Consider the following 21,063-nt stretch of genomic DNA (forward strand, 5'->3'; position numbering starts at 1 on the left):
CGAGCTTCCCCCGAGTGGGTCACCCGAAAACCCGGTGGAGACGCAGCCGGGCTGGGTACCTTCGAGTTGATCATGTGCATCGTCAACTTGGGGGTTGAGATGAAGATCCGGAAAGCAGCAGCTCTCGCCGCCGTCGCCGCGCTGGCAACGGCTCTGGCACCGTCGGCCGCACAGGCCGGGCAAGCCGCCGAGACCTGTCAGACCTACACGAAACGCTATTTCCTCGGCTCGGGCAGCACCATCACGCTCCGTGTCGCTTACGTGGATTCGGCGTTGAAAATCTGCTTCGGAGATCCCGGTGTCACGTCCTCGACGGCCACGCAGACCGTCGGCACGACGGGGCCGGGCGCGGCCACCGGCTGGGAGATCACGGCGGGCCCGGCGGTGGTGGAAGACCAGCGGCCCCGGCACGTCAAGGCGAAGTTCAGCGGGTCCCTGCGGAACTGCGTCGTCAAGATCAACCCGATCTGCTCGCCGGCCTCGCCGTACGAGATCTTCGGGGAATACGCGCCGCCCGCGGTCGGCCCGGCCGTCCCGGGCTGGTCACACGGCCCGAACGGCGACGTGCACTACTACGACAACGCCTGACCCTTGAGGGTGGTGAGGACCTCCAGCACGTCGCGGGGGTCCTCACCGAGGTCGATCCGGCCGAACACCAGCAGGTGGTCGCCGGATTCGACCTCGAGGGTCAGGCTGTCCCGGCCGAGCCGGCGCGTGGTGCGCAGCCGGAGCCGGGCTTCGCTCCAGGAGTAGCGGTGCGCACCGCCCACGGTCCTGGCCAGTAATCCGCCGGGGCCCGCCGCCAGCCGGGGACGGAGCAGGGTGCCGTGCAGCGCGAGCGCGCCCACGGACAGCATCGCGACCCCGGTCAGGACGGTGCCGCCGACGTCGCCGCCGATGGCCAGCCACAGCACGCCTGCCAGCAGCAACAGGGTGAGCACCCAGGCCACTACCACAACGTTCCGCTGCGGCGCCCACGAGGTGGGGTAGTTATCCACAGGGGTTATCCACACTGGGGATGAGTCACACCGGTGTAATTCGGCGTCAAGCCGCCATCCGGGGTAATGCTCACCGCCACCGCATCGTCATGAGCAGCCCGGCGATCATCAGCACGAAACCGATGGCGAAGTTCGTGTTGCCCAGATCCGCCATGAAGGGGATCTTGTCGCCCGCGATGTAGTTGACGACCAGCCACATCAGGCCGATCAGCATGAGGCCGAACATCACGATCTTGTAGAACAGGTTCGACGGGCCCGCGGCCTTGACCTTCACCGGCGTGCGGCGATCGGTCGGCGGGGTGTACGCCGTCTTCTTGCGGACCTTGGACTTCGGCATCGTGTTCCTCGCGTACTGTTCGGCTTCCCTGGTGGCGATGACCCGCTTTCGGGTGCGCAACCAGCGCCACGTGCACACGTTAACGTAAACGAGCGCCGCTGGGCACCGTCCGGGACCGGTCGATTTCCCGCACTGTGACAATGGTGTCACAGACGGTTCGGCAGCGGTTTGGTTCGAGACTGAGGAGCTTTGCGTGGCTGAGCGGGAAGAGCCGGGCGGGGACCGTCGGCGGTACTCCGAACGACCACCCGGCGGAGGCCGTCCGGCCCCCCGGCGTAGACCGGACGACGCAATCCCGCCGCGGCGCGGCCCGGGAGAGGCGCCCACACCCCGCCGGAGGCCGCCGGACGGCAGGTCCTACGAAGGTCCGCCGCCGCGCCGACGGAGCGACGCGCCGCCGCCGCGCCGGCGTCCCATGCCGCCGCCCGGGTCGACCGAAGAGACCGTCGTCTTCGAACCGGTCGGCGGTGGTACCGCGACCGAGGAACGTCCGCCGCCGCGCGAACTGGGCAAGGGCGGCGTCGCCATCCGGACCGTGGGCGAGCTCCTCATCACCGCCGGCCTGGTGGTGCTGCTGTTCATGGTCTACGAGGTCTACGTGACCGACCTCTTCTCCGCGGGCAAACAGTCCGAGGCCAGTTCCGAGCTGGACGGCGAATGGGGCAAGGACCGGCAGTTGCATCCGGACCTGGTCGACGGGAAGGCGTTCGCCAGGATCCACATCCCGGTGTTCGGCGCCGACTTCAACTTCACCATCCAGGAAGGCACCACCGAGGCCGCGCTCGAAGTGGGCCCCGGTCACTACAAGGGCACCGCGCTGCCGGGCGAGCCCGGGAACTTCGCCATCGCCGGACACCGGGTCGGCAAGGGCGCGCCGTTCAACGATCTGGACAACCTCAGCTCGTGCGACCAGATCATCATCGAGACGCAGACCGACTTCTACATCTACAAGGTGCTGCCGTATAAGGACGAGGTCGAAGGCTGGGCGGCGGGCAAGGGCGCGCAGCCGAAGTGCAAGAACGTCGGGACGCTGCGCAACCCGAACGCCGCCGACGGCGGCCCCTACGGTGAGACCAACGGCCGCCGTATCGTGTTCCCGACCAAGGGCGACACGGTGAACCCGGTGCCGTACAAGGACCCGGAGATCCTGCCGAAGGCCGATCAGGTCTCGCTGCTCACGCTGACGACCTGTCACCCGAAGTTCTCGGCGAAGGAACGGCTCATCATCCACGCGGTGCTGGCCCAGCAGGTGCCGAAGAACCAGGTCGGCTCCTACGCCGAACTCCTGCCCAAGATCTCGGAGGCGCGCTGATGTACGGCTGGATCTGGCGCAAGCTGCCGGGCCCCTTCGCGGTGAAGCTGGCGACGGCGGTCGTGCTGGCGCTCGGGATCGTGGCGCTGCTGATGTTCGTCGTCTTCCCGTGGCTCGAACCGCGGTTGTGGTTCAACGAAGTGAGCGTCCAATAGTCGCGCGGTTCGGCGTCTTCCTCGTCTCGGGACGGTTTCCCGGGCAGGAGGACGCCGATGTGCTGCGCCGGTCGGTCGACGCCGCCATCGCGGCCGAGCGGGCCGGGTTCGACGACGTGTGGTTCGCCGAGCACCACTTCATGCCGTACGGCGTCTGCCCGTCCGCGATCACCCTCGCCGCGCATGTGCTCGGCCGCACCGAGCGGATCGCCGTCGGCACCGCGGTGAGCGTGCTGTCCGTCGCGCATCCGGTGGCGCTCGCCGAACAGTGGTCGCTGCTCGACGCCGTTTCCGGCGGACGGCTGCGGATCGGCGTCGGCCGCGGTGGGCCGTGGCAGGACCTCGAGGTGTTCGGCACCGGCGCTTCCCGCTACGAAACGGGGTTCGAGGAGAGTCTCGACCTGATGCTCGCGGCGATGACGTCGGAGACGGTCTCGGCCGACGGCGATCACTTCAAGTTCCGCGAGGTGCCGATGGTGCCGCGGCCGGAACGCGCCCCGCGGCCAGTCGTGGCCTGCGGCGATGCCCGTTCGCGGGCGGTGCGGCTCGCCGCCGATCGTGGGCTGCCGATGCTGCTCGGCCTGCACACCGACGACGACGGCAAGATCGAAACCCTTGCCGCGTACGGGGAATCCGCCGCCGAGCACGTGTCGACGGTGATGTGCCAGGTCGGGGACGACGCGCTGGACGTCGTCCGGTCGGCGTTGCCGGGTTCCCTGAAAGAGGGATTCGCCGGGCACGTGTACCTCGACGGCAAACGGGGCCTGGACAAGGATCCGGTGTCCTACACCGACAAACTGTGCGAGATGCACCCGATCGGCGGAGTGGAGTACTGCGTCGACAGGCTGGGAACGAGCATCCGGCGTACCGGGGTCTCCCACGTGATCATGATGGTGGAAGCGTCCGGTACGCCGGAGGGAACGCTCGAGAACATTGCGCGGATCGGGGAAGAAGTGCTACCCGCGCTGCGCTAGGTCTCAGCAGTCGCGCAGTTCCGGGCTTTGGTTCAGCAGCTGGCCGCGGACTGAGACGAACGCGCGGTAGCGGTCACTGTCCACTTGGGACTTCTTGAACACGGCGACGCGGTGGCAGTTCTGGAACGCCAGCTTCACGCCGAAGTGCCGTTCCAGGCCGCCGCGGATGGCGTCCGAGGCCAGCGCCCGCAGCAGCTGGCCGCGTTCGGCCTCGCTCGGCGGCGGCGTCTCGTTGTCGGCGAATCCGTCGGCCGCGCCCTCGGCCTCCGCGATGACACCGGTGATCACGGTCCAGGCGTAGGGCAGGGACTCCCGGACGCAGGCGACGAATTCGGCGTCGGAGACCTCCCCGCGCTCGGCCTTCTCCAGCAGCGCGGGCGATACATCCAGAGACATCGAACCTCCGAGAGAGACACGGTGAACGTGGGCCGTCTTCCTGACTACCCACCCGCGGCTCAAGCCACAAGAGAAAACGATCATCATCACCACTTTGGCGGAAGCCGTCGTCACTCCCAGCGAAAGAGCTTCGCCGCCACGACACAACTGCCCACCGCGAAAGCCGCCAACACGGCGAGTTGCAGCGGCTGGGCGCCGGTGCCGGTCCAGGCGTCTTCGAGGGCTTTGACGCCCGGCGGGATGTACGCGCCGATGTCGCGGATGGCCTCCGGCAGCAACGGGCGCGGCAGGTAGACGCCGCCGAGGAACATGATCGGGAGGTAGGCGATCAGCGCGAGCCCGTTCGCCGCGCGGCTGGTCTTGGCGACCGAGGCGGCGATCAGGCCGAGCCCGAAGATCGCGGTCGTGCCGAGGACGAACGTCAGCAGGAAGCCGAGCGGATGCCGCGGGGTGGGGACGTCGAAGACGACGCCCGCGGTCACGAGAAGGAGGCCGACCCCGCCGATCGTCACGATGACGTTGATGATCAGCTGCGCCACCAGGAGCTGGGCGGGGTGCACCGGAGTGGTGGCGAAGCGGCGAAGGATGCCTTGTTCGCGGTACGTCGCGATGATCCCGGGGATCGATTGCAGGCCCATCATGGCGATGGTGAGCACGACCATCGACGGCACCCAGGCGTCGAGGAAACGCATACCCGACGCCGTTTCGCTCTCCGCGCGAATCCCGGGGATCACCCCGAGCACGGCCGTGATGACCGTCGGCAGGACGAGCCCGCCGATGACGAAGCCGGGCGTGCGGAGGGCGAGTTTCGTTTCGGTGACGGTGATCTTGGCGAGTGTGTTCATTGTTGGTCTCCTGGCTCAGTCGCGGCCGGTCAGGGTCACGAAGGCTTCGTCCAAAGTGGATTTACCGGCGCGGTCGCGGAGCTCGCCGGGGGTGCCGGTGGCGACCACGCGCCCGGCGTCGAAGATCGCGAGACGGTCGCAAAGGCGTTCGGCCTCGTCCATGAAATGCGTGACGAGCAGGACGGTGACCCCGGTGTCGCGCACGGCCTCGACGAGCTTCCAGGTGTCGCGGCGGGCGTGCGGGTCCAGTCCGGTGGTCAGCTCGTCGAGGACGGCGACCTCGGGGCGGCCGACCAGCGCGAGCGCGATCGAGACGCGCTGCTGCTGCCCGCCGGAGAGCTTGCCGAAGTACTTGTCCCGTTGTTCGGTGAGACCGAGCTTCGCGAGCAGGTCACCGGTGTCGGCGGGGTTCGCGTAGAAGGAGGCGTAGAGGTCGAGCGCCTCGTGGACCTTGATCTTGTCCGGCAGGCGGCTCTCCTGGAGCTGCGAGCCGAGGCGCTGCCGCAGGGCGGCGTGGTCCTTGCCGGGGTCGAGGCCGAGGACCGACATGGTGCCGGAGTCCGGCGTGCGCAGTCCCTGGAGGCATTCGACCGTGGTGGTCTTGCCGGCGCCGTTGGTCCCGAGGATCCCGAAGATCTCGCCCTGTTCCACGTGGAACGAAACGTCGTCGACCGCGACGTGCTCCCCGTACGTCTTGCGGAGGTTGGTGACTTCGATGAGTGGCATGCGAAAAACGTTATGGCGCAACGGACTTGGCCAGAATGGCGCTGAACCCACAGGTGGGGTGGGGCTGGACCCACCCTGATCGGGGGCCTGTGGTCACTGTGCCGGGCCGGGGCGGTGGGGAAGACTTCGTCGCATGTTCCGCACCTACCTCACCTCCGTGCGCCGGGGCTTCGTGCTCGCGGCCTTGGCGCTGGTGAGCTGGCTGGACCTGCTGCTCGAACTGGTGGGTTTCTGCCTGCTCTGTCTCGGCCTGGTCTTCGCCTACACGCTCGCGCTCGAAGGGACGCGTCCGCGTGCCGCGCTCACCCGGCGGCTGGCCGGACGCTGGTGCGGTGTCGACGTCGAGCCGCCCTACCGGCCGGCGCCGCCCGAGCCGGAACGCGAGCGCGACGGCTGGTACCGCGACGGGAACAGCCTGTTCAAGCGGTCGTGGTTCATCAAGTGGACCAAACGGTTCGAATGGATCTCCGACGATCCGGCGACCGGACGCGACCTCGGCTGGCAGCTGTGGAATCCGCTCGCGGGCCTGCTGCTGATCCCCGCGGTCCTGCTGGCCGGGCCGCGCGCCCTCCGCCTGTACGGGAAGTGGACGCGCTGGTGGCTCGGCCCCCGCCCGGGCCGCACGGGGGACGGCTGGCTCAAGACCAGGCTGAAGGCGCTGGGCTTCCAGCTGGGCCTGCTCGCGCTTTCGGCCGCACAGCTCGGGATGGCGATCCCGACGTTGCTCGCCCTGATCTGGCCGGCGCCGCTGTTCCCGGCGATGGTCGTCGCCGGGCGTTCGGTGACCGACACCCTGCGCCGCGAGGCCAAGAACTGGACCGGTGTGCGGATCGACCGGCCGTATCTGCCGGAGCCGCCGTTCCCCGTGCCGCGGGCGGACGGGATGTACCGGCACGGACGGCAGTTGTACGACACCCCGTGGTGGCCGGCGAGGCTGGCGCGTTTGCGCTGGGCGATGGTCGACCGTGCGACTTGGCGCGATCTGGCAGCCGCGGTGGTCAACTCCGCGGTGCTGCTGGTGCTGGCCGTGCCGACGGTGGCGTTGGTGTCCCTCGGCCTTTGGGGTGTGGTGGCGCTGTGGATCTGGCGGCCGTTCGGGCAAGCGCTCGCGCTGACTCCCGTCGCCGTGGCGGCGGTCGTCGCCGGACTGGCCGCGACGCCGTGGCTTGCCCGTCTGGGAGCGCGCTTCGCGAAGGTGCTTCTCGGTCCGACAGAGGCTTCGCGGCTCGGGCAGCGTGTCGAACGGCTGAAGCAGACGCGGACCGACGCGTCGGTCGCGCAAGCCGCCGAGCTGCGGCGTATCGAGCGGGATCTGCACGACGGGGTCCAGTCGCGGCTGGTCGCGATGGGGATGAAGCTGGGCGCGGTCGAAGCGCTGATCGACAGCGACCCGGCCGCGGCGAAACGGCTGGCCGCCGAGCTGCGGCAGACGTCGTCCGAGACGCTGACCGAGTTGCGGCTGCTGGTGCGCGGGATTCACCCGCCGGTGTTGTCTGAGCGCGGGCTCGGCGACGCCGTGCGCGCGATGGCGCTCGACAGCCCGCTGCGGGCTTCGGTGAACGGCACCCTGCCCCGGCTGGAGCCGCCAGCGGAGGCGTGTGCGTATTTCGCGGTCAGCGAGTTGCTGGGCAACGCCGCCAAACACGGCGAGGCGCGGCGAGTGTCGATCGAACTGGGCTACGACGACGGTCTGCTGCGGATCGAGGTGACCGACGACGGGAAGGGCGGTGCGAACGCGGCCCGGGGGAGCGGGATTCGCGGGATCGAACGCAGACTCGGCGCCTTCGACGGTACTTTTGCTCTGACCAGCCCGCTCGGCGGGCCGACGAAGGCGATCATGGAGATCCCGTGCCAGCTCGACCCCGATGCGTCGTCGCCGAAGACCAATACCTCCTCCGAGACGGCCTGACGCATTTGCTGACCGCGCACGGTTTCGACGTCGTCGAGGCGGTGGGCACCGGGCCGGAACTGGAGCGGGCGCTGCGCACGCACCGGCCCGACGTTTCGGTCGTCGACGTCCGGATGCCGCCGACGCTCACCGACGAAGGACTCCAGGTCTCGCTGGCCGTCCGGCGCGACATCCCCGGGCTGCCGATTCTCGTTCTGTCGCAACATGTCGAGCAGCTCTACGCGCGGGAACTCCTCGCCGACGGGGCAGGCGCGATCGGATACCTGTTGAAGGACCGGGTCTTCAACGCGGACCAGTTCATCGACGCGGTGCGGCGAGTGGCGGGCGGCGGCACCGCGATGGACCCCGAGGTGATCGCGAAACTGGTTGCGGGCAACGCTTCCGACCCCCTGTCCGCGCTGACCCCGCGCGAACGCGAGGTGCTCGGACTGATGGCCGAAGGCTGTTCCAACGCCGCCATCGCTTCGCGGCTGCACTTCAGCGAAGGGGCGGTGGGGAAGCACACCGCGAACATCTTCGCGAAGCTCGGCATCGTCGCCTCGGACGACACGAACCGCCGCGTTCTCGCGGTCCTGACTTACCTCGGCTCCGCGTGAAGGCCCCCTTCCCTCGACTGAGCCGAGGGAAGGGGGCCTTCACGCGCAGATGGTTCAGCCTCGCGAGATGCGGGTCATTTCGTCGCGCTCCACGACCTTGACGCGCTCCCGGCCGTGCGGGACGCCCAGCGACTTCTCGTGGGCGTCGAGCTTGCCCCAGCCTTCCCAGGTGGTGAAGGGAACGCCGCGTTCGGTCAGGAAGCCGAGGATCGCGTCGGGGTCCTCGACGGCCGGGGCCGTGAGGTTGCCGGCGTCGGCCAGCAGGCTCGCGATGGTTTCGGCCGCGTCGCCCTTGGTGTGGCCGATGAGGCCGACCGGCCCGCGCTTGATCCAGCCGGTCACGTAGACGCCCGGCACCTGCTCCTCGTCGATGTCCAGCACCCGGCCCGCCTGGTTCGGCACGGTCCCGGTGGTGTGGTCGAACGGGATCTCCGGCAGATGCGACGACAGGTAGCCCACCGCGCGGTAGACGGCCTGGACGTCCCAGTCGTGGAACTCGCCGGTGCCGCGCACGTTGCCGTCACCGGTCAGTTCGGTGCGCTCGGTCCGCAGGCCGGTCACCTTGCCGTCTTCGCCGACGATCTCGCACGGCGAGTGCAGGAAGTGCAGGTGCAGCCGCTTCGGCCGGTCGCCCTGGTCGCGGATCGCCCACTCCTGCAGCGTCTTCACGACCATGTCGATCTGCTTCGACGCCCGCAGCGCGGCGATGCTGCCTTCGTCGAACTCGATGTCTTCGGGGTAGACGATGACCTCGACGTTCGGCGAGTGGTCCAGCTCGCGCAGCTCCAGCGGCGTGAACTTCGCCTGAGCCGGGCCGCGGCGGCCGAACACGTGCACGTCGGTGACCGGGCTGGCCTTCAGGCCCTGGTAGACGTTGTCCGGGATGTCGGTGCTGAGCAGCTCGTCGGCGGTCTTCGCGAGGATTCGCGCCACGTCGAGCGCCACGTTCCCGACGCCGAGGACCGCGACCGAGGTCGCGTTCAGCGGCCAGGTGCGCGGCACGTCCGGGTGCCCGTCGTACCAGGAGACGAAGTCGGCGGCGCCGTAGCTGCCGTCGAGGTCGATCCCGGGGATGTCGAGCGCGCGGTCGGCCATGGCGCCGGTCGAGAAAATCACCGCGTCGTAGAACTGGCGCAGGTCGTCGAGCTTCAGGTCGGTCCCGTAGTCGACGTTGCCCAGCAGCCGGATGTTCGGCTTGTCGAGGACCTTGTGCAGGGCGGTGACGATGCCCTTGATCCGGGGGTGGTCGGGCGCGACGCCGTACCGGATCAGCCCGAACGGCGCCGGCATGCGCTCGAACAGGTCGATCGTCACGTCGGCGTCGGACTTGTCGAGGATGTCGGCGGCGTAGATGCCGGCCGGACCGGCACCCACGATGGCTACACGAAGAGAACGGCTCACTCCTACCACGGTAAGTTAGGTAGCCCTAACAATCATTGTGATCTGGCGTACGGTCCACCTGGTGGGAGCCGCTAAGCTGGCTTCATGCGCGTGCTCGTCGTCGACAACTACGACAGTTTTGTCTACAACCTGGTCCAGTACCTGGCCCAGCTCGGCGCCGACTGCACCGTCTGGCGCAACGACGTCGTGGACATCGACAAGCTCGGCGAGTTCGACGCGGTCCTCGTCTCTCCCGGCCCCGGAACCCCGGAACGCGCTGGTCAGAGCATGGACGTCATCCGCAAATGCGCCGAGGAACGCATCCCGATGCTCGGTGTCTGCCTCGGCCACCAGGCGCTCGGCGTGGTCTTCGGCGCCACCGTCGACCGCGCCCCGGAACTGCTGCACGGCAAGACCAGTCAAGTCCACCATTCGGGCGACGGAGTGCTCGCCGGGCTCCCTGCGGAATTCACCGCCACGCGGTATCACTCGCTGACCGTTTTGCCGGAAACCATCGACGAGACCGTGTTCGAAATCACAGGCCGCACCGAGTCCGGTGTCGTGATGGGCATGCGGCACCGTGAGCTGCCGCTCGAAGGCGTCCAGTTCCACCCCGAATCCGTGCTCACCCAGGGCGGTCACCGGATGCTGGCGAACTGGATGGCGTCCGCCGGACACCCGGTGCCCGACGCCACGGTCAACGAACTCGAACAGGCGACCCGTGCGCTGCAGAAGGCCGCTGCTGCGTGACCTCGCTGATCCGGCTCGAAGGAGTCGGTAAGCGCTACGGCCGCGGTGAACCCGTGCTCGCCGACGTCGACCTCGACGTCCAGGCGGGCCGAGTGATCGGCGTCCTCGGCTCGAACGGCTCGGGGAAGTCGACGCTGCTCAGGATCCTCGCGGCACTTTCCCGTGAGACTTCGGGAACCGTCGTGGGCGATCCGCGCGTCGGCTACCTCCCGGACCGCTTTCCGGCGGGACAGCGGATGAGTGCCAGGGCGTACCTGCGGCATATGGCCCGCATCGACGGCCATGTCGACTTGTCGGTGATCGATCCCCTGCTGGACCGGCTGGCGCTGGTCGGCGGCCCGGACGCGCCCCTGCGGACCCTGTCGAAGGGCAACGCCCAGAAGGTCGGCCTCGCCCAGGCGGTCCTCGCCGAGCCGGACCTGCTGATCCTCGACGAGCCCTGGTCCGGTCTCGACGTCGAAGCCCACACCGTGCTCGGAGAACTCGTCGCCGAGACCAAGGAGCGGGGCGCGAGCGTGGTCTTCACCGACCACCGGGCCTCTGTCGTGCACGCCCACGCCGACGACGTCTACCGGATCGACGACGGCGTCCTGACCCGTGTCGAAACAAGAGTCGAAAACGCGACAAGGATCGTGCTTCACGGACTCGGCGGCGATTGGTCGTCGGAACCCGGCGTGAGCCACGTCGTGGCCGAGGACGGGAAGGTCGTCCTGACGGTCGAAGCCGGGCACGCCGACGCGGTCCTGCTCCGCGCGCTCAACCGCGGCTTTTCGGTCCGGGAGGTGGCGCCGTGCTCGCCATGACCCGCTACTACCTCGCGCTGCTCGGCCATTCCCAGCGCTACCTGCCCGCGATCCTCGCCTATATCGCGGTGAACACCGTGCTCTACACGGATCCGAAGTCGCCGCTGCTGCCGCAGTACGGAATCAGCGCGGGCTCGCTCCTCGTCGTGTCGTGCTGGCTGACCATCGCGATGCTCGACGTCGAAGACCCGGTCCAGCGGCTGGTGACCTTCAGCCACGCACGACGCTGGCGGTCGGTCCTCGGCGGCGCCACGCTGGCCGTCTTCGGCTGCGCGGTCGTGCTGATCCTCGTGACGGTGCTGTGGTCGGGGCTCCGGACCGGCGGCTTCACGATCGGCACCTTCGCGCTGGGAGCCTCGGCGCACACGCTGTGCGCGCTGTTCGGGATCGCGATCGGCCTGCCCTGTTCGCGGCTGCTGGTGCCGCGGGTCGGCTGGTCCGTCCTGGCCGCGATCTTCGCCCTCGCGGCGGTGCTCCTGGTGAAGTGGCTGCCGCTGGCCAATCCGCTGCTGCGCGCCTTGGCGTCGCAACAACCACTGACCGGCCCGTTCATCGTGGCCGTCGTGGCGTCGGTCTCCGCCTTGCTGCTGAGCGCGACGGCCGTCGGGTATCTGCTCCGGCGCAACGCCTGATGCCGCGGCTCATCGTGCTCAACGGCCCGCCCGCCTGCGGGAAGTCGACCCTCGCCCGGTTGTACGCCGAAGACCATCCGCTGACGCTGAACCTCGACATCGACCGGCTCCGCGGCCTGCTCGGCGCCTGGCGCGAGAACGCCGCGAAAGCCGGGACGCTCGCCCGCGACCTCGCCGTGAGCGCCGCTCGCACCCAGCTGCTCGCGGGCCACGACGTGATCGTCCCGCAGTTCCTCGGCCGCGCCGATCTCCTCGAACGCCTCGAAACGCTCGCCGTCGAAACGGCCGCGGAATTCCACGAGATCGTCCTCCTCGACACCAAGGACAACGTGCTCCGGCGGTTCGCCGAGCGCACGCGCGCGGCGGCGGAGCCCGAACACGTCGAGGCGCACGAGATGCTGGGCGGGCCCGAACGGCTGGCGGAGATGTACGACCGGCTCGTGGCGCTCATCGCGACGCGGCCGAAAGCGGTCGTGGTGCGGACCAGCGCCGGGCGGATTCAGCAGGCTTACCAGGGACTGCTCGACAGCTTGACGCTCTGATCGATGCCTATCCAGGGGGTCGTGAGTGGCGAGGACGGTTCTATTGAGAGGTAAGTCAAATATGGCGTGTGGAGTTGGTGGTGGGAGCATGCTCGCCATAAAGGCCTGGCGCGCGCCCTTGACTGTCCACAAGGGACGCTGTTCGAGCGAAAATGCCCGATTTGGCCACTTTGCGCGAGGGTCGTGAGTGATTTGGGTGGTTCTAACCCTCATTATCACTCACGACCCCGTCCAGAAACGGACATAAAGGTATCAAATGGATGCCGGTTCGACGCGATATGTCCCTTGTGGACACTCGGGATCAGGTCTGTCTGCATCGCCAGTCCGGACTCACGTCGCATGGGCTTTCAATCCCGTCTGAAGCTGGCGAAGAACGTCTAGTGGCACGCCACTTTTGACTTGCCCCTCAATAACCCTCTTTTCACTCACGACCCTCGTGAAACCGGGTGAATCGGTCACCATTTCCCGAAGGGGCAGGACATGAAAAGGGCCCCGCACGAAACCGTGCGGGGCCCTCCTCACTCAGCTCTGGATCACGGAGGCGGGAAGAGCCGCGAGCTCGACGACGTCGGCGTCTCGTCGCTTTCGACGATGAACAGCGTGATCGGCGCGTTCTTCGCGATCTTCGAACCGGCCTGCGGGTTGGTCTTGCTGACCTTGCCCGCCAGATCCTTGTCACCGTTCTTGTCGGCCTGCGTGTCCAGGGTTCCGTTCCAGCCCAGCTGCTGCAGCTGCCGCGTCGCCTGCTCCTCGGTCATGCCCTTCAGGATCGGCATCTCGAAGGTCTCCTGGTTGCCGTTCGACACCGACAGCTTGACCACACTGCCGACGGCCAGCTTGCCGCCGTTCGGGGTCTGGTCGATCACGGTGCCCTTGGGCTGGTCGGAGTCCACATTGGTGACCTGCGGGGTGAACCCGGCCGCCTTCAACCCGGCTTCGGCCTCGGCCTGGGTCTTGCCCTTGTAGTTCGGGACCGTCTTCAGTTCCTTGGACTTGCCGACCGTGATGTCGACCTTCGAACCCTGATCGACCTCGGCCTGCGCGCTCGGGTTCTGCGACATGACCTTGCCCGCTTGGTTCGTGTCCTCGGTCTCTTCCTCGGTGGTCGCACCGAGCTTCAGACCGGCTTCGGTCAGCGCCGTGGTGGCCTCGGAGACGCTCTTGCCCTTGAGGTCCGGCGTCTTGACCTTGCCCGGCTTCGAGCCGACGGTCAGCGTGATCTTGTCCGAGGTCGGTACCACCTGACCCTCGGCGGGGTTGATGCTGATGACCTTGTCGATCTGGTTCTCGTCACACGAGGGCTGGCCGTTCACGGACTCGCCGGTGCAAGTGATCTTCTTGGTCTCGAGTGAGGTGAAGCCGGCGCCGCGCAGCGTGTCCTTCGCCGAAACCTCGGACTGCCCGACCACCTTCGGAATCGTCTTGCTCTCCGCACCGGCACCCTGGAACGCGCCCATCAGCCACATGATCAGCAGCACGATGGCGGCCAGCGAGACCACGAGACCGGCGATGAGCCACGCCCGGCGCTTCTTCTTCGCGGCCGGGTCCTCTTCGTCTTCCTCGTACTGGTCGTAGCGCGGCGGCACCCGGCGGTCGGAGTCCATGACCTGGGTGCGCTCGTCCTCCGACATCACCATCGGCGCGGCGGGCCGCTGACCGGACAGCGTCCGGACCAGGTCGGAACGCATCTCCGCGGACGACTGGTACCGGTTCGCCGGGCCCTTCGCGAGCGCCTTGAGCACGACGGCGTCGAGCTCGGGCGCCACGGCCGGGTTCACCGACGACGGCGGGTTCGGGTCTTCCCGGACGTGCTGGTACGCCACCGCCACGGGCGAGTCGCCGGTGAAGGGCGGCTCGCCGGTGATGAGTTCGTACAGCACGCAGCCGGCGGCGTAGACGTCGGAACGCGCGTCGACGGACTCACCGCGGGCCTGCTCCGGCGACAGGTACTGCGCCGTGCCGATCACCGCGGCGGTCTGCGTCATCGCGGACTGCCCGTCGTGCATGGCGCGCGCGATGCCGAAGTCCATCACCTTGACGGCGCCGTTCTTCGTGATCATCACGTTCGCCGGCTTGACGTCGCGGTGCACGATGCCGTGCCGGTGCGAGAAGTCCAGTGCCGCGCAGACGTCGGCCATGACCTCCATGGCCCGCTTCTGCGACATCGGGCCTTCGGTCTTCACGATGTCGCGAAGAGTCCGTCCTTCGACGTACTCCATCACGATGTAGGGCAGCGGGCCGAACTCGGTGTTCGTCTCGCCGGTGTCGTAGACGGCGACGATCGCCGGGTGGTTCAGTGCCGCCGCGTTCTGTGCCTCGCGACGGAAACGTTCTTGGAACTGGGGATCCCGCGCCAGGTCGGCACGCAGGATCTTGATCGCCACCTCCCGGCCCAGGCGCACGTCGTGGCCGTGGTGGACCTCGGACATGCCTCCGTAGCCGAGCGTCTCGCCCAGCTCGTAGCGGTTGCTGAGCAGTCTTGGTGTGCTCATCTCTGCGTGCCGTTCCATTCCGTCCAAGGTTTGCTGCTCATCATTCCTGGATTCGCCTGTCCGGCCGGCTCCTCGGTGCCGCCCTCCGTCGGTGCCGCGGGGTATGCGGACGTCGGCGGAGGACCTTCGGACTTCTTACCCGGAGCCGGCGCGTGTTCACTCGTTTCCACGCCGCCCGACTGCGGTCCGTTGCCCGAACCGACCAGTCTCACGATGAGGAAGGCTCCTGCCACCAGTACTGCGATCAGGATCACCGCGAGCAGCAGCCACCAGCCCCATTGTGGCCGTCTGCCGGGCAGACGGCGGACCGCCATCGGCGGCGGACCGGTGACCGGGTGCATCGCCGGATGCGACGCCGGTCCTACGGCCACCATCGGGTTCGGCGGGGAGTGCGGGCCGGGCGGCACCTGCTGCGGCAGCACGGGCTGGCCGGCCGAGTAGGCCACGTTCACCAGCCCGGACGGCGTCGGCAGGGGCAGACCGGCACGGACCGCGGCGACGGCGGCGGCGAACTCGCCGCCGCTGTTGTACCGCTGTCTCGGATCCTTGACCAGGGTCGCTTCGATCACCGCGCGGGCGCCCGGCGGCACGTCCGGCGGCAGCGGCGGCGGGAGGTCGCGGATGTGCATCATCGCGACCGTCACCGCGTTCTCCGAAAGGAACGGCCGGTGCCCGGTGAGGCATTCGTAGCCGCACACGGCCAGCGAGTAGACGTCGCTCGCCGGTTCGGCGTTGTGCCCGAGCGCCTGCTCGGGGGCGATGTAGTGGGCGGTGCCCATCACCATGCCGGACCTGGTCACCGGGGCGGCGTCGGCGGCCTTCGCGACCCCGAAGTCGGTGATCTTCACCTGTCCCGCCGGGGTCACCATGATGTTGCCCGGTTTGACGTCGCGGTGCACAAGACCCGTTTCGTGCGCGGCCTGCAGCGCGTTACCGGCCTGCTCCAGGATGTCCAGGGTGCGCTCGGCGTTCAGCCGTCCTTCGCGGGTGATGATCGCGGCCAGCGGATCGCCTTCGACCAGCTCCATCACCAGATACGCGATCGACAGCTCGTCCGCGACCGTCTCGCCGTAGTCGTGCACCGCGGCGATGCCGGGGTGGTTCAGCGACGCGGTCATCCGCGCCTCGGTCCGGAACCGGTGCAGGAACTCGGCGTCGCCGGACAGCTCCGCCTTGAGGATCTTGATCGCGACCGTCCGGTCCAGCCGCGTGTCACTGGCCTGCCAGACCTCGCCCATCCCGCCGACGGCGATCCGGTTCGTCAGCTTGTACCGGTCGGCCAGCAGCTGACCCGAGGACAGCATCCGCTATCCACCCCCGAGCATGGCGTTGACGGCGGCGCGGCCGATCTCCGCGGCCACGGTGCCACCGGTCGCTTCGAGCCCGCGGTTACCCCCGGACTCGACGATCACCGAGACGGCGATCTTCGGGTCCATCGCCGGCGCGAACCCGGTGTACCAGGCGTGCGGCGGGGTGTTCTTCGGGTCGTTGCCGTGCTCGGCGGTGCCGGTCTTGGAGGCGATCTGGATGTCGCCTCGTTTGCCCGCGCCCTTCGTGTTCTCCTCCGACGCCAGCATCATGTCGCGCAGGATCGCGGCGTTCGCGCTGGACATCGCGGCGTCACCGGTCAGCTCGGCCGGCTTGTAGTCCTCGATGGTCGACAGGTTCGGCGCCAGCAGCGCCTGCACCAGCTGCGGTTTCATCGCCATCCCGTTGTTGGCGATGGTCGCCGAAAGCAGCGCGTCCTGGATCGGGGTCAGCCGCACGTCGCGCTGCCCGATGGCGCTCTGGAACAGCGCCGCCTTCGACTCGAGGGGCCCGAGGGAGGAGGCGGCGACGCGCATCGGCACGGTCAAATCCTCGCCGACACCGAAGTTCTTCGCCGTCGCGTTCAGCTTGTCCTTGCCGAGTTCGCCGGCGAGCTCGGCGAACGGCACGTTGCAGGAGTACCGCAGCGCTTCCTTCAGCGTGCTGCCCTTGCAGGCCGCGCCGCCGTAGTTCTCCAGCGTCGTCTGCGTGCCGGGGAGCTTGACGTTGGGCGCGGTGTTGACCGGCATGTCCGCCGTCTTGCCGTTCTCCAGCGCGGCCGCGGTCACCAGCAGCTTGGCCGTCGAACCCGGCGGGTAGGTCTCCGAGATCGCGCGGTTCAGCATCGGCTTCTTCGGGTCGTCGCGCCACTGGCCCCAGGCCGCGATCTGCTCCTTGCCGACATGCGAGGCGAGTTTGTTCGGGTCGTACGACGGCGTCGAGACCATCGCCAGGATGCGCCCGGTCTTCGGCTCGATCGCGACCACCGAGCCGGTGTAACCCTTCTGCGTCATCAGGTCGTACGCGGCCTTCTGCACGGCCGGGTTGATCGTCAGCCGCACGTTCCCGCCGCGCGGGTCGCGGCCGGTGACCATGTCAGACAGGCGCCGCACGAACAGCCGCGGATCCGAGCCGTTGAGCACGTCGTCCTCGGACCGCTCCAGGCCGCCCGAGCCGTAGTTGATCGAGTAGTAGCCGGTGACCGGCGCGTACATCGGGCCGTCGGCGTAGGTCCGGATGAACTTGTACTTGTCGTTCGAGGGTTCGACCTTCGCGAGCGCCGTGCCGTCCGGCGTCACGATCAGGCCGCGCTGGCGGGAGTACTCGTCGTAGAGCACCCGCAGGTTGCGCGAGTCCGTGCGGTAGTCGTCGGCCTTGACCACCTGGATGTAGGTGGCGTTGGCGAGCAGGAGCACCACCATGACGAGCATGGCGATGCCGACCTTGCGGAGCGGGGTGTTCACGAGGCGCTCCCCTCACCGTTCGCGGGCGGCCGCTGCACCATCACCGTGTGGGCTTCGGCGAGCGGTGCCTGGGGCTGCTGCGGCTTCGGCCGCACCGCGGGTTTGCGGGCGGCGTCGGAGATTCGGAGCAGGAGGGCCACCAGGATGTAGTTCGCGAGCAGGGAAGAGCCGCCGCGCGAGAGGAACGGGGCGGTGATCCCGGTGTTCGGGATCAGGTTCGTGACGCCGCCGACGACGACGAAGATCTGCATGACCATGGCGAACGAGAGGCCGCCGCCGAGGAGTTTGCCGAAGGTGTCGCGGACCGCGAGGGCGCTGCGCATCCCGCGTGTCGCCAGGATCAGGTACAGCATCAACATCGCGGCGAGGCCGATGAAGCCGAGCTCCTCGCCGATCGCGGTGGTGATGAAGTCCGTCTTGGCCTCGGGGACCATGTCCGGCCGTCCGGCGCCGAGCCCGGTGCCGCCGACCCCGCCGGTGCCGAGCCCGAACAGCCCCTGCGCGACCTGGTAGCCGCCGCCCGCGTCGTCGTAGGTGGCGAGCGGGTCGATCCAGTTGCGGACGCGCTGCTGGACGTGCGTGAACAGGTTGTAGGCGATGATCGCGCCGGCGGCGAAGAAGCCGACGCCCAGCACCACCCAGATGATCCGCTCGGTCGCGACGTACAACATCATCAGCGTCACGCCGAAGAACAGCAGCGACGTCCCGAGGTCCTTCTCGAACACCAGCACGCCGAGGCAGGCGGCCGCCGCGATCAGGATCGGGCCGAGGTCACGGGCGCGCGGCAGCTCGACGCCGACGATCTTCTTGCCCGCGACCATGAACAGGTCCCGTTTCGTCACCAGGAACGAAGCGAAGAAGATCATCAGCAGGATCTTCGCGAACTCGCCGGGCTGGATCGAGAAGAACGGCAGCTTGATCCAGACCTTCGCGCCGTTGACCTCGGAAAGGCTCGACGGCAGCACCGCGGGCAGCGCGAGCGCCACGATGCCGACCAGACCGCAGGTGTAGCCGTAGCGGGTCAGCGTGCGGTGGTCGCTGATCACGACCAGCACCACCACGAACAACACCAGCGAGATCGCCGTGAACAGCACCTGCTTGGTGACGTCCGGCGTGTACTCCTTGCCCTGCTGCACCGCGCGTTCCGCGAGCGCCAGGTCGATCCGGTGGATCATCACCAGGCCGAGCCCGTTCAGGAGCGCGACGCACGGCAGGATCACCGGGTCCGCGTACGGCGCCCAGCGGCGGACCGCCAGATGCGCCGCCGTCAGCACCCCGAGGTACGACAGCCCCAGCCAGATGATCGAGCTGGTGAGCTCCTGCTCCTGGTTCGCCTCCACCAGCACGAGTGCGACGGTGACGATGAACGTCGCGAACGCCAGGAGGACGAGTTCGGTCCCGCGCCGCTTGGGCAGCTCGCGCGGAGGGTTCGTGGCGAACTGGGCCGAAGCCGGATCGGCGAGCGGCGTGCTCATCAGTTACCGCCCCCTGGTGCTGCCGTGGCCGGCGTCGAGCAGTCCCTCCCCGCTGGCTGGTTCGCCGAACTCGGCGAGGCGGGGGTAGAAGGGGCTGCCGCCGACGACGACACCGGAGGCGGTGACGAAGCGGAAGGCGGCGTGGAAGTCGAGCTGGTGTTGGGCTTGCAGTCGGCCAGCTGCTTGTGCGGCCGCAGGAAGTCGTCGATGTACTTGCGGGCGTCGTCGAGGTTGTCCTTCTTGACGCCGTTCTTCACCGCGATCCGCGCGTCCTCCTGCAACGCGGGCACCAGCAGTTTGTCGGTGCACAGCCCGCCCGGCGGGCACGAGCCCTGCTCGTAGGCGTGCAGGTCGATGCCGAGGATGCTGCCGGGGACGCCGCGGTAGATCACGACCTCCTCGCCGGGCCCCTCGCCGACGTAGTACTGGCTCAGCACGAAATACCGCGTGGCGATCGCCGCCGCGGCCAGCACGATCAGGACGACCACCGCTCCCGCCAGCCAGCGAAATCGCCTCCGGCGCTTGACCTTGGGGTCCTCCTGCTGGGGCTGGACCTCCGGCCGCGGCTGCGGCGCGGGCTGGGTCAGCGCACGGGCGCGGGCGGCGGGGGAGTCGCCCTGGTGGAATTCGTCGCTGCCGTCCCCGGCGGCGCCGCCCACGATGGGCGCGTCCTCGCCGAAGTCGACGTCGACGACGTCGGCGATGATCACCGTGACGTTGTCCGTGCCGCCGCCCTTGAGCGCCAGCTCGATCATCCGGTCCGCACAGGCCTGCGGATCCGGGATCTGGATCGCCTCGGACAGCGTCTCGTCGCTGACCATGCCGGACAGGCCGTCCGAGCAGATCAGGTACCGGTCACCGGCGCGGGCCTCGCGCACGGTCAGGCTCGGCTCGACCTCGTGCCCGGTCAGCGCCTTCAGCAGCAGCGACCGCTGCGGGTGCACCGCGGCCTCTTCCGGCGTGATCCGGCCCTGTTCGAGAAGTTCGTTGACGAAGCTGTCGTCCCGCGTGATCTGCGAGAACTGACCGCCGCGCATCAGATACGCCCGCGAGTCGCCGACGTGCACGACACCCATCCGCGAACCGGCGAACAGCACGGCGGTCAGGGTGGTGCCCATCCCGTCGAGGTCCGGGTCCTGCTGGACGAGCTCGGCGATGGCGGCGTTGCCGTTCTGGACGGCCTCTCTCAGCTGAGCGAGGAGATCGTCGCTGGGATCGTCGTCGTCGAGGGGCGCGAGTGAGGCGATGACGACCTTGCTGGCCACCTCACCCGCGGCGTGCCCACCCATGCCGTCGGCGAGGGCGAGCAGGCGGGGACCTGCGTACACGGAGTCCTGGTTGCTGGAACGCACCAGGCCCCGGTCGCTGCGAGCCGCGTAGCGGAGGACGAGAGTCATGGGCGAAGCTCGATCACCGTTTTGCCGATCCGGATGGGGACTCCGAGCGGGACCCGGAGGGGTGCCGTGACCTTAGCCCGGTCGAGGTACGTCCCGTTCGTCGAACCCAGATCTTCCACGTACCAATCCTCCCCGCGCAGGGCGATCCGGGCGTGCCGGGTCGACGCGTAGTCGTCGTCCAGCACCAGAGTCGAGTCGTCGGCGCGGCCGATCAGGATCGGCCTGCCGTCCAAGGCGATCCTGGTTCCCGCCAGCGCACCATGGGTCACGAGCAGCTGCTGCGGCGACTTCCCGCCGCGCGGCTTCTTGTTTTCCTTCTTCTTGCGGCCGAACGTCGGGACGGCCACTCGCAGCCCGGAGGCCGCGTACAGATCCGAACGGACGACACGCAACGCGGCGAACACGAAGAGCCAGAGCAGCACGAGAAAGCCCACCCTGGTGAGTTGAACGACCAGCTCTGGCACTTGTTGTGTCCGCTCCCGTTTCTCCTGTACGCCGCGGAGAGCCCGTGCCGTCCGGGATGGTCGGCTCCGAACGGCCTTGCTCTCCGCGTACGACCCCCGGTGCCGATCC

22 protein-coding genes are annotated in these 21,063 nt (G+C 68.5%); 10 read left to right on the forward strand and 12 right to left on the reverse strand.

The genetic code is table 11. The features are described from left to right. Positions 1-99: 99 nt before the first annotated feature. Positions 100-588 carry a hypothetical protein gene (locus DMC61_RS02185; protein WP_125686379.1) on the forward strand — a complete coding sequence of 163 codons (489 nt, stop codon included), beginning with the start codon at positions 100-102 and terminating at the stop codon, positions 586-588. On the opposite strand, the gene DMC61_RS02190 is transcribed toward DMC61_RS02185, so the two are convergent. After that, positions 573-950, reverse strand: a complete 378-nt coding sequence (locus DMC61_RS02190) for a PH domain-containing protein (RefSeq protein ID WP_016330487.1) — start codon at positions 948-950, stop codon at positions 573-575. The two genes, DMC61_RS02185 and DMC61_RS02190, sit on opposite strands and share 16 nt — an antisense overlap. Before the next feature lie 118 nt (positions 951-1,068). Beyond that, entirely contained in the window at positions 1,069-1,335 is a 267-nt protein-coding gene (crgA, locus tag DMC61_RS02195) for a cell division protein CrgA (protein ID WP_034322048.1), read from the reverse strand. Positions 1,336-1,750: 415 nt separating this feature from the next. Between crgA and DMC61_RS02200 the strand changes: the two genes are divergently transcribed. From DMC61_RS02200 to DMC61_RS02210, 3 genes are read left to right on the forward strand one after another with little or no spacing between them, the layout of a single operon-like run. After that, positions 1,751-2,647 carry a class E sortase gene (locus DMC61_RS02200; RefSeq protein ID WP_016330489.1) on the forward strand — a complete coding sequence of 299 codons (897 nt, stop codon included), beginning with the start codon at positions 1,751-1,753 and terminating at the stop codon, positions 2,645-2,647. Further along, entirely contained in the window at positions 2,647-2,802 is a 156-nt protein-coding gene (locus DMC61_RS02205; protein ID WP_005161850.1) for a hypothetical protein, read from the forward strand. Before DMC61_RS02200 ends, DMC61_RS02205 begins: the two co-directional genes overlap by 1 nt. Next, positions 2,775-3,776, forward strand: coding sequence for an LLM class flavin-dependent oxidoreductase (locus DMC61_RS02210; RefSeq protein WP_125686380.1), 1,002 nt, complete (start codon positions 2,775-2,777; stop codon positions 3,774-3,776). Before DMC61_RS02205 ends, DMC61_RS02210 begins: the two co-directional genes overlap by 28 nt. A 3-nt stretch (positions 3,777-3,779) precedes the next feature. Here DMC61_RS02210 and DMC61_RS02215 read toward each other — a convergent pair whose 3' ends face one another. From DMC61_RS02215 to DMC61_RS02225, 3 genes are all read right to left on the reverse strand, one after another. Next, positions 3,780-4,172, reverse strand: coding sequence for an SCO5389 family protein (locus DMC61_RS02215; protein ID WP_005161845.1), 393 nt, complete (start codon positions 4,170-4,172; stop codon positions 3,780-3,782). 110 nt (positions 4,173-4,282) lie between these two features. Beyond that, entirely contained in the window at positions 4,283-5,017 is a 735-nt protein-coding gene (locus DMC61_RS02220; protein ID WP_125686382.1) for an ABC transporter permease, read from the reverse strand. 15 nt (positions 5,018-5,032) lie between these two features. Continuing rightward, positions 5,033-5,743 carry an ABC transporter ATP-binding protein gene (locus tag DMC61_RS02225; protein WP_125686384.1) on the reverse strand — a complete coding sequence of 237 codons (711 nt, stop codon included), beginning with the start codon at positions 5,741-5,743 and terminating at the stop codon, positions 5,033-5,035. Between the two features lie 133 nt (positions 5,744-5,876). Between DMC61_RS02225 and DMC61_RS02230 the strand changes: the two genes are divergently transcribed. Further along, positions 5,877-7,652, forward strand: a complete 1,776-nt coding sequence (locus DMC61_RS02230) for a sensor histidine kinase (protein WP_125686385.1) — start codon at positions 5,877-5,879, stop codon at positions 7,650-7,652. Then, on the forward strand, positions 7,592-8,248 hold the full coding sequence (locus DMC61_RS02235; protein ID WP_125686387.1) for a response regulator transcription factor: 657 nt from the start codon (positions 7,592-7,594) through the stop codon (positions 8,246-8,248). The genes DMC61_RS02230 and DMC61_RS02235 overlap by 61 nt, the downstream gene beginning before the upstream one ends. A 54-nt stretch (positions 8,249-8,302) precedes the next feature. Here the strand turns inward: DMC61_RS02235 and DMC61_RS02240 are convergent, their stop codons facing one another. Next, complete coding sequence (locus tag DMC61_RS02240; protein WP_125687095.1) at positions 8,303-9,622, reverse strand: FAD-dependent oxidoreductase; 1,320 nt, start codon at positions 9,620-9,622, stop codon at positions 8,303-8,305. Positions 9,623-9,733: 111 nt separating this feature from the next. Here DMC61_RS02240 and DMC61_RS02245 point away from each other — a divergent pair, with 111 nt between their 5' ends. From DMC61_RS02245 to DMC61_RS02260, 4 genes are read left to right on the forward strand one after another with little or no spacing between them, the layout of a single operon-like run. Further along, on the forward strand, positions 9,734-10,378 hold the full coding sequence (locus DMC61_RS02245; protein WP_125686389.1) for an aminodeoxychorismate/anthranilate synthase component II: 645 nt from the start codon (positions 9,734-9,736) through the stop codon (positions 10,376-10,378). Next, complete coding sequence (locus DMC61_RS02250) at positions 10,375-11,181, forward strand: ATP-binding cassette domain-containing protein (protein WP_125686391.1); 807 nt, start codon at positions 10,375-10,377, stop codon at positions 11,179-11,181. The genes DMC61_RS02245 and DMC61_RS02250 overlap by 4 nt, the downstream gene beginning before the upstream one ends. Continuing rightward, complete coding sequence (locus DMC61_RS02255) at positions 11,169-11,813, forward strand: hypothetical protein (RefSeq protein ID WP_125686393.1); 645 nt, start codon at positions 11,169-11,171, stop codon at positions 11,811-11,813. The genes DMC61_RS02250 and DMC61_RS02255 overlap by 13 nt, the downstream gene beginning before the upstream one ends. Continuing rightward, on the forward strand, positions 11,813-12,355 hold the full coding sequence (locus DMC61_RS02260; RefSeq protein WP_125686395.1) for an AAA family ATPase: 543 nt from the start codon (positions 11,813-11,815) through the stop codon (positions 12,353-12,355). The genes DMC61_RS02255 and DMC61_RS02260 overlap by 1 nt, the downstream gene beginning before the upstream one ends. A 533-nt stretch (positions 12,356-12,888) precedes the next feature. Here the strand turns inward: DMC61_RS02260 and pknB are convergent. From pknB to DMC61_RS02290, 6 genes are read right to left on the reverse strand one after another with little or no spacing between them, the layout of a single operon-like run. Next, positions 12,889-14,847 carry a Stk1 family PASTA domain-containing Ser/Thr kinase gene (gene pknB, locus DMC61_RS02265; protein WP_125686397.1) on the reverse strand — a complete coding sequence of 653 codons (1,959 nt, stop codon included), beginning with the start codon at positions 14,845-14,847 and terminating at the stop codon, positions 12,889-12,891. Then, a complete protein-coding gene (locus tag DMC61_RS02270; protein WP_125686399.1) occupies positions 14,844-16,151 on the reverse strand; it encodes a protein kinase in 1,308 nt (435 codons plus the stop codon). Before DMC61_RS02270 ends, pknB begins: the two co-directional genes overlap by 4 nt. Positions 16,152-16,154: 3 nt before the next feature. Then, positions 16,155-17,618, reverse strand: a complete 1,464-nt coding sequence (locus DMC61_RS02275; protein WP_016330502.1) for a penicillin-binding protein 2 — start codon at positions 17,616-17,618, stop codon at positions 16,155-16,157. Beyond that, the gene (locus tag DMC61_RS02280) at positions 17,615-19,093 is read right to left on the reverse strand and encodes an FtsW/RodA/SpoVE family cell cycle protein (RefSeq protein WP_016330503.1); all 1,479 of its coding nucleotides are present in this window, start codon (positions 19,091-19,093) and stop codon (positions 17,615-17,617) included. The genes DMC61_RS02275 and DMC61_RS02280 overlap by 4 nt, the downstream gene beginning before the upstream one ends. Beyond that, complete coding sequence (locus tag DMC61_RS02285) at positions 19,093-20,490, reverse strand: PP2C family serine/threonine-protein phosphatase (RefSeq protein ID WP_016330504.1); 1,398 nt, start codon at positions 20,488-20,490, stop codon at positions 19,093-19,095. Before DMC61_RS02285 ends, DMC61_RS02280 begins: the two co-directional genes overlap by 1 nt. Next, the gene (locus tag DMC61_RS02290; RefSeq protein ID WP_007030429.1) at positions 20,487-20,954 is read right to left on the reverse strand and encodes an FHA domain-containing protein; all 468 of its coding nucleotides are present in this window, start codon (positions 20,952-20,954) and stop codon (positions 20,487-20,489) included. The genes DMC61_RS02285 and DMC61_RS02290 overlap by 4 nt, the downstream gene beginning before the upstream one ends. Between the last annotated feature and the right edge of the window lie 109 nt (positions 20,955-21,063).

Source organism: Amycolatopsis sp. WAC 04169, from assembly GCF_003947535.1.
GTDB lineage: Bacteria > Actinomycetota > Actinomycetes > Mycobacteriales > Pseudonocardiaceae > Amycolatopsis > Amycolatopsis keratiniphila.